The sequence below is a fragment of the Neobacillus niacini genome (assembly GCF_019749295.1).
Taxonomy (GTDB): Bacteria; Bacillota; Bacilli; order Bacillales; family Cytobacillaceae; genus Neobacillus; species Neobacillus niacini_D.
This window is the reverse complement of the sequence record NZ_JACWFG010000029.1, coordinates 28,685-43,977: the sequence shown is the minus strand read 5'-3', so window position 1 is coordinate 43,977 and position 15,293 is coordinate 28,685. Positions and strand designations below refer to the sequence as shown.

Annotated in this window: 10 protein-coding genes, 9 tRNA genes and 1 rRNA gene; all 20 read left to right on the top strand. The window is 39.5% G+C overall.

Annotation, left to right across the window (positions count from 1 at the left end; translation table 11 throughout):
• Positions 1-95 (top strand): 5S ribosomal RNA (rrf, locus tag H0184_RS26330); the annotation flags it as partial.
• A gap of 11 nt (positions 96-106) precedes the next feature.
• A tRNA-Asn gene (locus tag H0184_RS26325) sits at positions 107-181 on the top strand.
• Between the two features lie 22 nt (positions 182-203).
• Positions 204-276: transfer RNA gene (locus H0184_RS26320), tRNA-Thr, on the top strand.
• 17 nt (positions 277-293) lie between these two features.
• Positions 294-368: transfer RNA gene (locus tag H0184_RS26315), tRNA-Glu, on the top strand.
• A gap of 90 nt (positions 369-458) precedes the next feature.
• Positions 459-534 (top strand) — tRNA-Val (locus tag H0184_RS26310).
• A gap of 64 nt (positions 535-598) precedes the next feature.
• Positions 599-674: transfer RNA gene (locus tag H0184_RS26305), tRNA-Thr, on the top strand.
• Positions 675-752: 78 nt separating this feature from the next.
• A tRNA-Tyr gene (locus tag H0184_RS26300) sits at positions 753-837 on the top strand.
• Positions 838-884: 47 nt separating this feature from the next.
• Positions 885-959: transfer RNA gene (locus H0184_RS26295), tRNA-Gln, on the top strand.
• A 1-nt stretch (position 960) separates the two neighbouring features.
• Positions 961-1,033, top strand: a tRNA-Lys gene (locus tag H0184_RS26290).
• A gap of 64 nt (positions 1,034-1,097) precedes the next feature.
• Positions 1,098-1,173: transfer RNA gene (locus H0184_RS26285), tRNA-Ala, on the top strand.
• Positions 1,174-1,650: 477 nt separating this feature from the next.
• The gene (rocF, locus tag H0184_RS26280; RefSeq protein ID WP_221830675.1) at positions 1,651-2,547 is read left to right on the top strand and encodes an arginase; all 897 of its coding nucleotides are present in this window, start codon (positions 1,651-1,653) and stop codon (positions 2,545-2,547) included.
• Between the two features lie 204 nt (positions 2,548-2,751).
• Positions 2,752-3,315 (top strand): RNA polymerase sigma factor SigW, encoded by a 564-nt coding sequence (sigW, locus tag H0184_RS26275; protein WP_221830657.1) that lies wholly within the window; start codon positions 2,752-2,754, stop codon positions 3,313-3,315.
• 16 nt (positions 3,316-3,331) lie between these two features.
• The gene (locus H0184_RS26270) at positions 3,332-3,955 is read left to right on the top strand and encodes an anti-sigma factor family protein (protein WP_221830655.1); all 624 of its coding nucleotides are present in this window, start codon (positions 3,332-3,334) and stop codon (positions 3,953-3,955) included.
• A 134-nt stretch (positions 3,956-4,089) separates the two neighbouring features.
• Positions 4,090-4,923, top strand: coding sequence for a diadenylate cyclase CdaA (gene cdaA, locus H0184_RS26265; RefSeq protein ID WP_221830609.1), 834 nt, complete (start codon positions 4,090-4,092; stop codon positions 4,921-4,923).
• Positions 4,916-6,142 carry a CdaR family protein gene (locus tag H0184_RS26260; protein ID WP_221830607.1) on the top strand — a complete coding sequence of 409 codons (1,227 nt, stop codon included), beginning with the start codon at positions 4,916-4,918 and terminating at the stop codon, positions 6,140-6,142. Before cdaA ends, H0184_RS26260 begins: the two co-directional genes overlap by 8 nt.
• Before the next feature lie 37 nt (positions 6,143-6,179).
• On the top strand, positions 6,180-7,529 hold the full coding sequence (glmM, locus tag H0184_RS26255; protein WP_221830605.1) for a phosphoglucosamine mutase: 1,350 nt from the start codon (positions 6,180-6,182) through the stop codon (positions 7,527-7,529).
• 468 nt (positions 7,530-7,997) lie between these two features.
• Entirely contained in the window at positions 7,998-9,800 is a 1,803-nt protein-coding gene (gene glmS / locus H0184_RS26250) for a glutamine--fructose-6-phosphate transaminase (isomerizing) (protein WP_221830596.1), read from the top strand.
• Positions 9,801-10,196: 396 nt separating this feature from the next.
• Positions 10,197-13,331 carry a rhamnogalacturonan lyase family protein gene (locus tag H0184_RS26245; protein ID WP_260631813.1) on the top strand — a complete coding sequence of 1,045 codons (3,135 nt, stop codon included), beginning with the start codon at positions 10,197-10,199 and terminating at the stop codon, positions 13,329-13,331.
• A gap of 164 nt (positions 13,332-13,495) precedes the next feature.
• Entirely contained in the window at positions 13,496-13,630 is a 135-nt protein-coding gene (locus tag H0184_RS27910; protein ID WP_260631812.1) for a hypothetical protein, read from the top strand.
• A gap of 23 nt (positions 13,631-13,653) precedes the next feature.
• Positions 13,654-15,177, top strand: coding sequence for a sodium:solute symporter family protein (locus tag H0184_RS26240; protein ID WP_221830594.1), 1,524 nt, complete (start codon positions 13,654-13,656; stop codon positions 15,175-15,177).
• Positions 15,178-15,293: the final 116 nt, after the last annotated feature.

Genomic DNA, 15,293 nt, shown 5'->3' with positions numbered 1-15,293 from the left:
GTCACACCCGTTCCCATACCGAACACGGAAGTTAAGCTTCTCAGCGCCGATGGTAGTTGGGACTTTGTCCCTGTGAGAGTAGGACGTTGCCAGGCTGTTGTATTATTCCGCAGTAGCTCAGTGGTAGAGCTATCGGCTGTTAACCGATCGGTCGTAGGTTCGAGTCCTACCTGCGGAGCCATTTCTATTTTAAAATTAGCTATGCTTCCATAGCTCAGTAGGTAGAGCACTTCCATGGTAAGGAAGAGGTCAGCGGTTCGAGCCCGCTTGGAAGCTTTCCTATATATAATTATGGCCCCTTGGTCAAGCGGTTAAGACACCGCCCTTTCACGGCGGTAACACGGGTTCGAATCCCGTAGGGGTCACCAAAGTTTTTTCGCCTTAGCGAAAAAAAATTTCCATCACGATGCGGAAAATAATCATCCATTCGCATTAGCGAAAATAACTTTCCATTAAACGGAGGATTAGCTCAGCTGGGAGAGCATCTGCCTTACAAGCAGAGGGTCGGCGGTTCGATCCCGTCATCCTCCACCATAGTTTTTTCACGATAGTGAAAATAACTTTCAATTTTTTACAAATTTAAAAAACAATTATTCCTGCCGGGGTAGCTCAATTGGTAGAGCAACTGACTTGTAATCAGTAGGTTGGGGGTTCAAGTCCTCTCGCCGGCACCATGCTTCTTATCTCCTGAATTAACATCAGCGGAAGCATACTTAAAATACCTGAAGGGATTTTAAGCGGATTTAATAACTGGAGGGGTAGCGAAGTGGCTAAACGCGGCGGACTGTAAATCCGCTCCCTCCGGGTTCGGCGGTTCGAATCCGTCCCCCTCCACCAGTTATATTTTATGAAATATTGGACAAACTAGTTAATGTCCTAAACATTGGGCTATAGCCAAGCGGTAAGGCATCGCACTTTGACTGCGACATGCGTTGGTTCAAATCCAGCTAGCCCAGCCAAGAGCCATTAGCTCAGTTGGTAGAGCATCTGACTTTTAATCAGAGGGTCGAAGGTTCGAGTCCTTCATGGCTCATCATTCAACAAACTGACCCTAAGGGAATTTTTCTCTTCGGGTCTTTATCTATACTAGTCTATAGGGGGCCTTAGCTCAGCTGGGAGAGCGCCTGCTTTGCACGCAGGAGGTCAGCGGTTCGATCCCGCTAGGCTCCACCAATTGAATTTCACAATAGTGAAATTAACTAAGATATTTTGTCTCACAAAATAACCATCACACTACATAGTAAACTTCGCCTTAAATCATTAAGATTTAAGGCTTTTTTATTATTCATTGTTGATTTTCGTACAGGGTTGAGAATCATAGGCGGATAATTTCCGGTTATTGTTTATAGAGGAACCATAAGAAGCAATATAAGCGGAGATATTCCGCTTAACAGCTTTAAATAAGACAAATTACAAGGATTTGAATACAATAAGCGGAAAAACTCCGTCTGTTTTCAAGGAAGTATAGGTATTTCCCAAATTAAACGGAAATTCTCCGCTTATTTTCCTAACACAGTGAAATCAACAATCAGTTTTAACAGAGCCTTTATTTTCGAAAAATTGCGTATATATATACATAACTTTGTCGAGTTGAGTCATTGGTTTGAAAACGGTTAAAATAGGAGGTAACGAAGGGGTAGGAGGTAGAATATGAGAAAACTATCTATTATTGGGATGCCAATGGATTTAGGTCAAATGCGGCGTGGAGTCGATATGGGGCCAAGTGCAATTCGGTATGCGGGGATAAATGAAAGACTTAAGCCACTTTTTGATGAAATCCACGACATGGGTGACATTCCAATTGGAAGACCTGAAGTGGTGATCGATAAAGAATCAAATTTACGAAATTTAGCTTTGGTTGCTGAAAAAAGTACACTGCTTGCTGAAAAAGTTGATGAAGTCATCCAATCAGGCTCATTTCCGTTAGTATTAGGCGGAGACCATAGTATTGCCATTGGAACACTTGCTGGTGTTTCTAAACATTATTCGAACTTAGGTGTTATTTGGTACGACGCGCATGGTGATTTAAATACGGCAGAAACGTCCCCTTCTGGAAATATACATGGTATGCCTTTGGCTGCAAGTTTAGGTATAGGTCATCATTCCCTAACTGATATCGGAGGATATGCCCCAAAAATCAAGCCGGAAAATGTTGTTATTATAGGCGCAAGGGCACTTGATGAAGGTGAAAAGATATTAATTAAGGAAAAAGGTATTAAAGTCTATACTATGCACGAGATAGATCGGCTGGGAATGGCAAAAGTAATGGAAGAGACAATCGCTTATTTAAAGGACAGAACGGACGGCGTGCACCTATCACTTGATTTAGATGGATTAGATCCAATTGATGCTCCAGGTGTTGGTACACCTGTTATGGGCGGAATTAGTTATCGTGAGAGTCATTTGGCAATGGAAATGCTTGAAGAAGCCAGGATTATTACTTCAGCAGAATTTGTTGAAGTCAATCCTATCTTAGATGAAAAAAACAAAACAGCACGAGCAGCGGTTGAACTAATGGGTTCCTTATTTGGTGAAAAATTATTATAATGGGTTGGCAGCAGCTTTCTTAGAAGGCTGCTGTTACTATTTCCACGAATTTTCCTGCTCCTTAAAGTGAATAAGCCTTCTTTTATCCAAAATAAGTTAATTTTTGTTAATATAAAAGATATGTATGAAGATTTTATTTATATTGAAACTTTTTTGCTATTGATTCGTAAGATTGTATAGTCGCATTGGAGCTGAGAAAAATAAATGGATGCCCTAATAAAAAAGAGAATTAAACAAGTTATAAAAGGCGATCAGGATGCATTTGCTGATATTGTTGAAATCTACAGCAATAGTATTTATCAGCTTGGGTACCGAATGCTAGGAAATCGTCATGAGGCAGAGGATATTGCACAGGAAGCCTTTATTCGTGCATATGTTAATATCAAATCATTTAATCAGGATTTAAAATTTTCAACTTGGTTATTTAGGATTGCAACAAATTTATGCATTGATAGAATTAGAAAAAAGAAGCCCGATTATTATCTTGATGCAGAGGTTTCTGGAACAGATGGACTTACTATGTATTCGCAGCTCTCTTCGAATGCCCCTTTGCCAGAGACGGAGTTGGAAAGTCTCGAACTTCAAGAATCTGTTCAAAAGGAAATTTTAAAGCTTCCTGAAAAATATAGGTCTGTTATTGTTCTAAAATATATTGAAGAGTTGTCACTAAATGAAATAAGTGAAATCCTTGATTTGCCGTTAGGAACAGTCAAAACTCGTATCCATCGCGGGCGCGAGGCATTGCGACAACAATTACGTTATGTGTGATAAGAGGTGAAACACGTTGAAGTGTAATGATGAAATCGTTGACTTAATGCATGAATATTTAGATGAAGAAATTGATCCCAAAAACGAGATGATTCTAAGAGAACACCTCAAAGGCTGCAAGGAATGTGAGACACTATTTAATGAATATAAGAAGACAATTGCTGTTGTAAAAGGAACATCTAGAATGCAAGCACCGCCGGATTTTACAGCTAAAGTGATGGCCAGTCTGCCCAAGGAAAAGAAGAAGGTGGGCATGCAAAGATGGCTGCGAAATCACCCGTTAATTGCTGCGGCATCCTTATTTCTGGTGTTAATGACGGGGAGTGTATTTTCAACCTGGAACCAAGAACGTGAATTTTCTGTTTCTAAACAGGATAATTTAGTCGTGCAAAACGATACTGTCATTGTCCCAGAAGGAGAAGTGGTTAAGGGAGATGTTATCGTTCGAAATGGAAAGTTAAAAATTGAAGGTGAAGTACAAGGGAATGTAACGGTTATAAACGGTGAACAGTATTTAGCTTCTGCTGGTCATGTAACAGGTCAAATCGAAGAGGTTAATGCAGTATTTGATTGGATTTGGTATCATATGAAAAAGACAGCTTTTGATGTAATTGATATCTTTAATGAAAGTGAGAAGTAATGGAAAGAAGTCACTCTTAGTGAGTGATTTTTCTTTTTTAATGATAAGTATTTAAATGACAAATAATAGGTACAAGTTATATTTATGTTATAATATATTGGTTATAAGTTAGACAAATTTACGGAGGAAAAACAATGCCGTTTTTTGAAGATTTTACAATATGGAAATACTTAGCTAGTATTGTTGATATTCTCCTTGTATCATGGGTCATTTATAAGCTATTAAACCTAATTAAAGGAACCAAGGCTGTACAATTACTAAAAGGAATTGTAGTGATTCTCCTAATAAGAGTTGTAAGTGAGTTTTTTGGTTTAAATACGCTTAGCTGGTTAACTCAGCAAGCCATTGATTGGGGATTTCTAGCTGTGATCATTATCTTTCAGCCCGAGCTTCGGAGAGCCCTGGAGCAGCTGGGGAGGGGACGCTTCTTTTCAAGAAGCAATGGACCGGATGATGAGGAACAAGAGAAAATGGTGGATGCCATTATAAAGGCTACGGACTATATGGCTAAACGTCGGATTGGTGCCTTGATTTCCATTGAAAGGGAAACTGGGATGAGTGATTACATTGAAACAGGTATTCCACTTGACGCAAAGATATCTTCCGAATTACTCATAAATATTTTTATTCCAAATACACCGCTCCATGATGGGGCTGTTATTATCCAAAAAAATAACATAGCAGCAGCAGCTTGTTATCTTCCCTTATCCGAAAGTCCATTTATCTCAAAGGAACTGGGTACAAGACACCGAGCCGCTTTAGGAATAAGTGAGGTAACCGACAGCATTACCGTTGTTGTTTCAGAAGAAACCGGAAATATCTCTCTAACAAAAAATGGAGAGCTGCATCGAAATTTAACATTAGATGGATTTAAAGAGTTAATCTCTCATGACTTAATCGTTACCAGCACGAAAGTAAAACCGGCTTCTTCAGCTCGTTGGAACTGGAGGGGAAAGAATAATGGATAAACTGATGGATAATCCCTGGTTTATTAAAATACTAGCCATACTACTGGCTATCCTTCTTTATTCTGTCGTCCCGAATTCCGGGGGCAAGACAAACGAAATTAATGTACCAGGGGAAAATACTACAGAAACGATAGCAGATATTCCAGTAAAGGCCTATTATGATACAGAAAACCTTGTAGTCTCAGGGATACCGGATATGGTTGAAGTAACCCTTGAAGGCCCAATGCCCCATGTTCAGTCGGCAAAGGCATTAAAAAACTTTGAGGTATTTGTAGATATAACCAATGCTGAAATTGGAAATCAAAAGGTTACGTTTGAAGTAAGTGGATTATCCGATAAGTTAAAAGCAACTATTAAACCAGGTTCTATTACCGTAGCTGTTCAAGAAAAAGTAACAACTGAGTTTACGGTGGAGGCTGAATTTGATAATGATCTAATTAAAGAGGGCTATTCAGCGGGACAACCTGCCGTTAAGCCAAATAAGGTGAAAATCACAGGGGCAAAAGATGTGGTCGATCGGATTACATATGTAAAAGCTGCGCTTGAAGGCGGAGATCTCCTTGATAGTACTGTAACCAAAGAGGCGCATGTACAGGTCCTTGATAAAGAATTAAATAAACTTGATGTAGTGGTAGAGCCTGAAACCGTTGAGGTTACTATTCCAATCAGAAGCAACACGAAAACAGTTCCAATTAATATCATTGAAAAAGGTGCCCCTCCAGAAGGACTGACGATTCAATCCATTGAATTAAATGTTGAGGAAGCTGTAATTTCCGGAGATGAGGATACTTTAAAAGAAACAGACAATGTTCGTGTTGAAGTTGACGTTAGTAAAATTACTGAAAATACAACCCTTTCATTACCGGTGATTATCTCTAACGGAATAACAAAAGTTACCCCTGAACTGGTAGAGGTTAAGGTGGTTGTAACAAAGACTGAGAAAACCGTATCTGGGATACCAATTACTATAAAGGGGCTGCCCGAGGAATTTGAGGCAGTTATCAATGATCCTGCTAATTCATTAGTAAACTTATTAGTTTTTGGGTCAGGATCTGCAATAACTGAGCTGGGTCCAGATGATTTCAATATATTCGTTGATCTAACTGGACTTCCAGAGGGTGACCATGATGTTACGATACAAGTGGATGGTCCTCCTAATGTTAATTGGAGACCTGATAAATCATCTGCAAAAATTACAATAACGGAAGAAAATGCATAATACACAGCAGTATACATGATAAGGAGCGATTTTGATAATGGGAAAATATTTTGGTACCGATGGCGTCCGCGGCGTTGCAAATAGTGAATTAACACCTGAATTAGCTTTTAAATTAGGACGTTTCGGGGGTTTTGTATTAACGAAGGATAAAGATAGACCCAAAGTGCTAATCGGTCGTGATACACGGGTTTCAGGCCATATGTTAGAAGGTGCACTTGTAGCTGGGTTACTTTCAATTGGTGCAGAGGTAATGCGTCTAGGCGTGATCTCAACTCCTGGAGTATCTTATTTAACAAAGGCATTAGGAGCGGAAGCAGGTGTAATGATTTCTGCTTCACACAATCCGGTTGCTGATAATGGAATTAAGTTCTTTGGTCCTGATGGATTTAAGTTATCTGATGAACAGGAACTTGAGATTGAAGAATTAATCGATATGGCAGAGGATCAATTACCACGACCGGTTGGAGCCAATTTAGGCCAAGTCATGGATTATTTTGAAGGCGGTCAAAAGTATCTTCAATACTTGAAAAATACTGTAGATGAGGAATTTTCAGGTATACATATTGCCTTAGATTGTGCTCATGGAGCTACATCTTCTCTTGCCACACACCTTTTTGCGGATTTAGATGCAGACATTTCTGTTATGGGTGCTTCACCTAATGGCATCAATATTAACGCTGGAGTGGGTTCTACACATCCGGAAGCCTTAGCAGCAATGGTTAAGGATAAGGGTGCAGACGTAGGACTATCTTTTGACGGTGATGGGGATCGATTAATTGCAATTGATGAAAAAGGTAATATCGTCGATGGTGACCAAATTATGTTTATTTGCGGAAAGTACATGAAGGAACAGGGTCGTCTAAAACACAGTACGATTGTATCAACCGTAATGAGTAATCTTGGTTTTTATAAAGGCCTAGAAGGCTATGGAATTCAAAGTGTACCAACAGCAGTGGGAGACCGTTATGTTGTGGAAGAAATGAAGAAAAACGGGTTCAATCTCGGCGGTGAGCAATCTGGACACATTATTTTCTTAGACTATAATACAACCGGAGACGGATTATTAACTGGATTACAATTAGTAAATATTATGAAAGCAACTCAGAAAAAATTATCTGAATTAGCAGCAGATATGAAAAAGTTTCCTCAGAAGCTCGTAAATGTTCGAGTAACAGACAAGCATCATGTGACAGATAATGAGAAGGTAAAAGCTATTATCGAGCAGGTAGAAGCAGAAATGAATGGAAATGGCCGTATTCTCGTTCGTCCATCTGGAACAGAACCACTTGTACGGGTAATGGCAGAAGCCCCTACAGAAGAATTATGCGAAACGTATGTAGAACGTATAGTAAGTGTAGTGAAGGCTGAAATGGAATTAAAAGAATAGGTTAAAGTGTATTCTATATGCATAGGGAACTCTAATGAGACCCTATGCATATTTTATTATATAAAAGGCAGGATTTACTAATTCTTCCTTTTATTATTTAGTTGACGAATATCAATTCATCAGATATGATTATTTTGCTTTGTTTCTTTTAAAGCAACGTAAATTTTGGAAGGAGGATAGTGAAAAGGAAGTTATTCTCAAAAGCGCCTGAACTAACCATGCTGGTTAGTTGACGAGGAGGAGGTTTATCGAATGTTCGGCGGATACCTCCCGGTTGAACGCACAACCGATTGTTTCTTCTTTAAAACATCGAGGCAACTTGGTGCACAAAGAGAAGGAAATGCGCATACTAAACATAGCAACAAAAAAGAAGAAGGTATATACAGATACCTTCGAAAAAACAGAGATAAGGGGGCAAGGTGAGCCTCCAAAGCATTCTTGCCCCCTATATCAGGGAGGAAAAGAAATATGTGTGGAATTGTTGGTTATATTGGAAGTAATGATACGAAAGAAATTTTATTAAAAGGCTTAGAAAAGCTTGAATATAGAGGTTATGATTCAGCAGGTATTGCTGTAATGAACGAAAATGGAGTCCATGTTTTTAAGGAAAAAGGACGTATTGCTGACTTACGCGGAATCGTAGATGTGGACGTAATGGCTAATATCGGAATTGGCCATACACGCTGGGCTACTCATGGAGTACCGAGCAGAACAAATTCCCATCCACACCAAAGTGCATCAGGACGTTTTACTATTGTTCATAATGGTGTTATTGAGAACTATGATCTTTTAAAGCGGGACTATTTATCAGATGTAACGTTTGTAAGTGAAACAGACACAGAAGTGATTGTTCAACTGATTGAGAAGTTTGTACAAGAAGGCTTAGAGGTTTTAGAAGCTTTCCGTAAGACACTTTCACTTTTACATGGTTCCTATGCTCTTGCTTTATTAGATGAACAAAACAGTGAGACTATTTTTGTTGCAAAAAACAAAAGTCCATTATTGGTAGGTCTAGGTGCTGATTTCAATGTTGTTGCGAGCGATGCGATGGCAATGCTTCAAGTAACAGATGAATACGTAGAGCTTATGGACAAAGAAATCGTCATTGTGGCAAAGAACGAAGTAAGTATTCAAAATCTTGATGGAGAAACGATTACTCGTACTTCCTACATTGCCGAATTGGATGCAAGCGACATTGAAAAAGGCACATATCCTCATTATATGTTAAAAGAGATTGATGAGCAGCCAGCTGTTATGCGTAAAATCATACAAGCATACCAAAATGAACAAGGTCAATTAACAATCGACTCTGAAATCATTTCTGCGATGAACAACGCTGATCGAATCTATATTATTGCTGCTGGAACTTCTTATCATGCAGGTCTTGTAGGAAAGCAGTTCATTGAAAAAATGGCAAAGATTCCAGTCGAAGTTCATATTTCTAGTGAGTTTGGTTATAATATGCCTCTTCTGTCTGAGAAACCATTGTTCGTCTTTATATCACAGAGTGGTGAGACAGCGGATAGTCGTGCGGTTCTTGTTAATATAAAGGAAATGGGTTATCAAGCATTAACGATTACAAATGTTCCTGGTTCAACTCTTTCCCGTGAAGCAGATCATACTTTATTGCTTCATGCTGGTCCTGAGATTGCTGTTGCATCTACAAAGGCATATACAGCACAATTAGCTGTTTTGGTGATCTTAGCGGAGGTAACTGCAAAGAGCCGAAATCTTGATCCAGGATTTGATCTTATCCATGAACTTGGTCTAGTTGCTAATGCGATGGAAGTTCTTTGTGACTCAAAAGAGCTAATTGAGCATATTTCAAGAGAGTTTTTATCTGTAACTCGTAATGCTTTCTTCATCGGCCGTGGAATTGATTACTATGTTGGGCTAGAAGGCGCATTAAAGTTAAAAGAAATTTCCTATATTCAAGCAGAAGGCTTTGCTGGTGGAGAGTTAAAGCACGGTACGATTGCTTTAATTGAAGAAGGTACACCGGTTATTGCGCTTGCAACTCAAGAAAATGTAAACTTAAGCATTCGCGGGAACGTAAAGGAAGTTGTTGCCCGCGGAGCAAACCCTTGTATTATTTCAATGAAGGGTCTAAACATGGACGAAGACAGCTTCGTTATCCCAGAAGTACATGATTTATTAACACCACTTATCTCTGTAGTACCTTTACAAATTCTTTCCTACTACGCTGCACTGCACCGTGACTGTGACGTCGACAAACCGCGTAACCTTGCAAAATCAGTTACAGTTGAGTAAGGCGAGAAGAATAAAAAGCATTCAGGCTCAATCCAAGTTTAGGATTGAGTCTTTTTTTGTTTGAACAAAAATGGAGAAATGAGGAAAAAAAGTATTACGCCTTCTAAAGAACTATGTGAAAAAACAAGAAAAAGGACTAAAGTTGGATACAAAAAAGTGCAATAGACAGAATCTTCTGTAAGGTGTTAGTCTATGCAGGACTGTTTGGATCCTATACAACATTTTTGATAGCTAACTATGTAATCGCTATCAATAGTCATGGTGAAAGGGGGATATGAACAAGGAGCTTAATTTCTAAAATTGAAAAAGGATTCATAAAGTCTTTTCCCAAGGGAGATCTTCACCATGAAAACCACCATTCCTAGGCCAATACAACTGAAGGAGTGTTAATAAAAGTTGAGAAAAAGCAAAAAAACTAGAAGGTATTTATCTGTCCTTACTGCATCCATCCTCTTATTTACTTGTCTGCCATCGGCATTTGGTGAAGAGGTAAGCAATCCAAGTTATGAATCTTTATATTTTAGTGATTTTGGTGATACAGAAGAGGTAGTCCCTGAAAATTGGGGATTCAATACTTCTGGTGGTGCAACGGTATCAATTAATAAAGCAGATATTGGCGGGAACATAACTCCTAAGCTGGACTTCAGTGTTATTGACAAATCAGGCGGCCGTGTTGCAGCAAAAGAGTTTGGCTCACCTGTAAAAGGGGCACAAGTGCTATTTGAATTTGATTGGTACCCTGGTGACGTGAATGATAAGGGAGAAAGACCTCAGGAAAACGCAGGAGATTTAAGGTTCTATGACAGCACAGGGAACACTGTCTTCACATTGAACAATACGAATAATGCTCCATTATCCTATTATGCAGGCAATCAGGCTCCACTTGCTACAAGCATTGAAAATCCTGAAGCTTGGTATCATGTAAAGGTCAATTTCGATCTTCTTAACAACGAAGTAAAGCTAAGTCTTACAAATCAAGAGAATACAACGACTGAATATACATCTTCCTTAGAAGGTGTAGCTTTCGACGGCTCTTTCGAGGCTGTTAAGCTAGTTGGTGTACGTACATCTGGAAATAACCTCACATGGAGTACATACCTTGATAACTTTGGTGTCTACAATGTACCGGTTTCTGATAACACTCTAATAAGGCTAGATAAACAGCCATACCATAGAGTGTATGTGGGTGAAACAAAAGAGAACGTGGATTCAATTGGTTTACCAGAAACAGTAAAAGCAACACTAGCAGATGGAAGTAAAGTAGATGTACCTGTCAGTAAGTGGACGGAAGCAGGGGAAAAGTGGAACCCTAATAAGGCAGGTGTATACGAATTTACGGGGACTCTTGCTGAAACTGAAGATGTGAACAACGAATTTAACAGAGATGTAACCATCTATGTCTACAATCGTCTCGCCCCTGTTGATAAGCCTCAGCAAGCAGAATGGCTTGACCGGGGAGTAGTCGCACTTAAATCAGAGGATGGCATATTCATCAGCTGGCGATTGCTTGCAGATGAATATGATAAAGATGTAACCTTCAATCTATATCGAAATGGTGAAAAATTAAATACGGAGCCATTAAATGTAACAAACTTTGTTGATACAGCGGGTGTTCCTGAAGATAAATACACTGTAGAAACACTTGTTAAAGGTGCTTCAACTGAAAAGAATGAAGAAAAGGCTGCAGCAGCAGATTATCTTTCCATTCCATTGCAAAAACCTGAGGGTGGAACAACTGCAACTGGAGATTACACATACAGTGCCAATGATGCAAGTGTAGGAGACTTAGACGGTGACGGTGAGTACGAAGTTATTATACTTTGGCGTCCCTCTAACGCAATGACGGCCTTAGAGGATGTTATAACAGGTCCAACCATATTCGACGCATATAAATTAGATGGGACACTATTATGGCGTATGAATATGGGGATGAACCTAACATCTGGTCCGCAATATCATCAATTTGTTGTCGGGGATATGGATGGAAACGGAAAATCTGATTTCCTTATTAAAACTGCAGATGCTACAACCGTATATGGAGCAACAAATGGCGTTTACGATAGCAGCAAGGTAATTAGTGTCATCGGTAACGAAGAAGATAATGGGAAATGGATCAATGAAGGAGGTCATGTTGTCGGCGGACCTGAATATATCTCTGTTTTCAATGGTGAAACAGGAGAAGTAATTGATACGATTGACTTTGCGTTTCCAGTTGAAAAGGTACCAGGAGATCAAGGTGCTTCATGGGGAGATAATTTTTATAACCGTTCTGATCGATTCCTATCCGGACTAGCTTATTTAGACGGCACTACCCCAAGTGCCATTTATGGCAGAGGATACTATGAAAGAACTGCTTTTGCAGCCTATAGTTTGGTAGATGGGAAGCTTCAAGAAGTATGGACGTTTGATTCAGATGAAGCAGGCAGAGGGAAGAGCTTAGGGAATCATAATCTTGCTGTTGGTGACCTCGACAATGATGGTTTCGACGAAATAGTGGCGGGTTCGTTGACTCTTGATCATGATGGTACAATTCTCTATGCAATGGATGGAAATATGGGACGGGTGAAAGGGTCACATGGAGATGCACTTCATGTAGGCGCATTTGATCCAAATCGAGAAGGCTTGCATATTTTTGGAGTACATGAAGAGCCAGAAGTTGCGTCATTAGAGTACCATGATGGGGCCACAGGAGAAACCATCCAAGCGTACTATGCCTACAAGGATACAGGGCGCGGTGTAGCTGCCAACATTACCTCAAGCCCAGGTTATGAGTTCTGGGGAACCGGCGGAAATACTGTGGAAACAGGCGGCGGCGTCTACAATGTCCAAGGCCATGTTGAAGCTGCTAGTTCTAGAGATTTAGGTCTGCCTGTTAACTTTGTTACCTATTGGGATGGAGACTTGCTTCACGAATTACTAGATGGTACATCGATTACAAAGTATGACGAAAGAACAAATGAGGCAAAGGTAATAAGGAATTTCGAAGGTGTTGTTAGTAATAATGGAACAAAAGCCAATCCAACCTTACAGGCAGATATTCTTGGTGACTGGCGTGAAGAAGTTATCTACCCTACACCTGACAGTTCAGAATTAAGAATCTTTAGCACAACCATTCCTACAGAGTATAGATTATATACGTTGATGCATGATCCGGTATATAGAACGGGTATTGCATGGCAAAATACCACCTACAATCAGCCGCCGCATGTCGGTTTCTACCTGGGTGAAGATATCAGAGAAACTGTGCTGGCGGGGAAATTAGATCCAGAAAATATCGCTTATCCAGTTAGTCTTGGTTCTATTAGACATTCTTTAAACCTTGGATGGAGCGGTCCAGTACCATCTGTGTTAACGAATAAACTAGATCAGGTACAGCATCATTTAAATCTTGATAGAACCAATCAGGCAGCAAAGCATTTAGAGGACTTTATAAAGCACCTGAATAAATATAAACAGGCGGAAGATTCATTGAAAAATAAATTAATTTCCGATGCACATAAGTTACTAGTGAATTTGAAAGAAAAAGCCTAATTAAAGTAAATAATTACGGAAAGGCAGAATGCTTTTTAGCATCTGCCTTTTTTTATATGAAGAAATTGGATAAAAATACTGTTGACGGAATATTTGAGTATGTTAAAATCAATTTTATATATTTAGAAAATAACAAATATTCTTATCGGAAAGGTGGGTTTTAGTTGGTTACAGCGTTAATGATTTGGTTAGGTACTATGATTTTTTCTTTTGTATTAGGTACATATCTTTGCTTTAAAATTGAAAAATCAGGTGTTAAGCGTTGGGGAGCAACGGGGCGAATTTTCAAATATAAATAAAGGGAAAAAGAGGGAAAAACAGCATGATGTACATAGTGGTACTAGGTTTTTATTTATTATTTATTGTTTGGTCAAGTGTAAAGAGTCTCAAGAATGCGGAATCCATCTCTGATTTTACTACGGGTGGACATAGAATGGGATTACTATTAGGAATTGGTACAACCACTGCTACTTGGGTAAGTGTAGCATCTGTTTTAGGTGTACCCGGCTATTTATATAGCTCGGGGGTAGCGGCAATCATTGGCTGGGTTGCAGGATGGTGTTTAGGTGGAGCGTTAATTCCGCTGGTTGCCTATAAAATAAGACGGCCGGAAACGCCTGTGAGAACATTCCCTGAGTTTATCCATCTTAGGTACGAGCCATTTAAGAAGAACAGCCCTTTACGGATGATCGTTGGAATATTGATGACAATCGGCTACTTTCTTTTAGTTCATATTCAGGTAGTAGGGTTCGGAATTGTCTTTGAAACAATTACAGGAATCGATTATAAAATTGCAATCTTTGCCTTTCTTGTATTTTTACTCTTTACTAGTATTGGCGGATTTTGGTCAGTTGCCGCAACAGATACACTAAATACGGTCCTTATTGTCATTGGGGTTGTGCTTGGAAGCGGAGCCGTTTTAGCAGCAACCGGCGGATTGCAGAATATCGTAGATACACTTTCTACCACCACTGCACCTACAATTGCTGGCGGGCCGCCGCTTGAAAAGGGAATCCTTCTTACTCCATTAGGAACCTTCAGTCTTAGTGCATTAATATCTATTTTTATATCTAATTCATTAGGGTCACCTGCTTCACCGCACTGGGTTACTAGAATGCTGGCACCCAAAAATATTAAGGTTGCTATCTTGCAGATAATGGGTACGATTGGTGTTTTATTATTCATCATGGGCCCACTAATTATCCTCGGGCTTGGTGCAAAAGCTTTATTACCGAGTTTACCAGCAGGAAAAACGACAGATTACATTGTTCCGTTGATTATTCAGGATTATGCACCGCCGCTAGTCGGGGCTATGACCTTAGTTGCCCTTTGTGCAGCCGCAGTTTCGACTGCAAACTCTATGCTGCTGACAGCAGGGACTACGCTGTATTATGATGTGTTTTTAGGAATTTTTCCAAAAAAAGTCAGTGATAAGGATTTTAATAAAACACTTAGATTAATTATTTTTGTGATGGGATTCTTAGCCGTTGTTAGTGCTATTAAGCCGCCATGGTTTCTAGCGATGGGCTTTGTCTACGTTTACGGAGGATTCGGGGCAGCCTTTTTCTTAGCCGTTTTCTTAGGGCTTTATTGGAAGAGAATGAACGCGGCAGGAGCCTATGCGGGAATACTTATTGGTTCTATCGGATATGTTGTTTCAAAAGCGTTAGGAGCCTCTAACCCATTTTTAATCGCAGCAGGCATTTCTTTAATAGGGGTTATTCTAGCTGTCTATATGTCGAAAAAGCCGCCAATTGAAGCATATGAACCATATTTTGAAGAGAAAGTCAGCAAATCTACTGATAGAGTATTAACAAATGTAATTAATCGCTCTGAAGGAGCATAGTCAATGAATAGGACTAATATCAGCCAAGCCGCTGGTATCAGTCCTTTTTTTATAGTTGAAGACCCAAATTGATGTGATATTATACCTGTAAAAACAATTCAAAAAATTCTTGACAT

Excerpts from the sequence above, each read along its gene's own strand:
- cdaA (WP_221830609.1), top strand. The coding sequence starts at position 4,090 with ATGCCGTTTTTTGAAGATTTTACAATATGGAAATACTTAGCTAGTATT.
- glmS (WP_221830596.1), top strand. The coding sequence starts at position 7,998 with ATGTGTGGAATTGTTGGTTATATTGGAAGTAATGATACGAAAGAAATT.
- rocF (WP_221830675.1), top strand. The coding sequence starts at position 1,651 with ATGAGAAAACTATCTATTATTGGGATGCCAATGGATTTAGGTCAAATG.
- H0184_RS26240 (WP_221830594.1), top strand. The coding sequence starts at position 13,654 with ATGATGTACATAGTGGTACTAGGTTTTTATTTATTATTTATTGTTTGG.
- sigW (WP_221830657.1), top strand. The coding sequence starts at position 2,752 with ATGGATGCCCTAATAAAAAAGAGAATTAAACAAGTTATAAAAGGCGAT.
- H0184_RS26260 (WP_221830607.1), top strand. The coding sequence starts at position 4,916 with ATGGATAAACTGATGGATAATCCCTGGTTTATTAAAATACTAGCCATA.
- glmM (WP_221830605.1), top strand. The coding sequence starts at position 6,180 with ATGGGAAAATATTTTGGTACCGATGGCGTCCGCGGCGTTGCAAATAGT.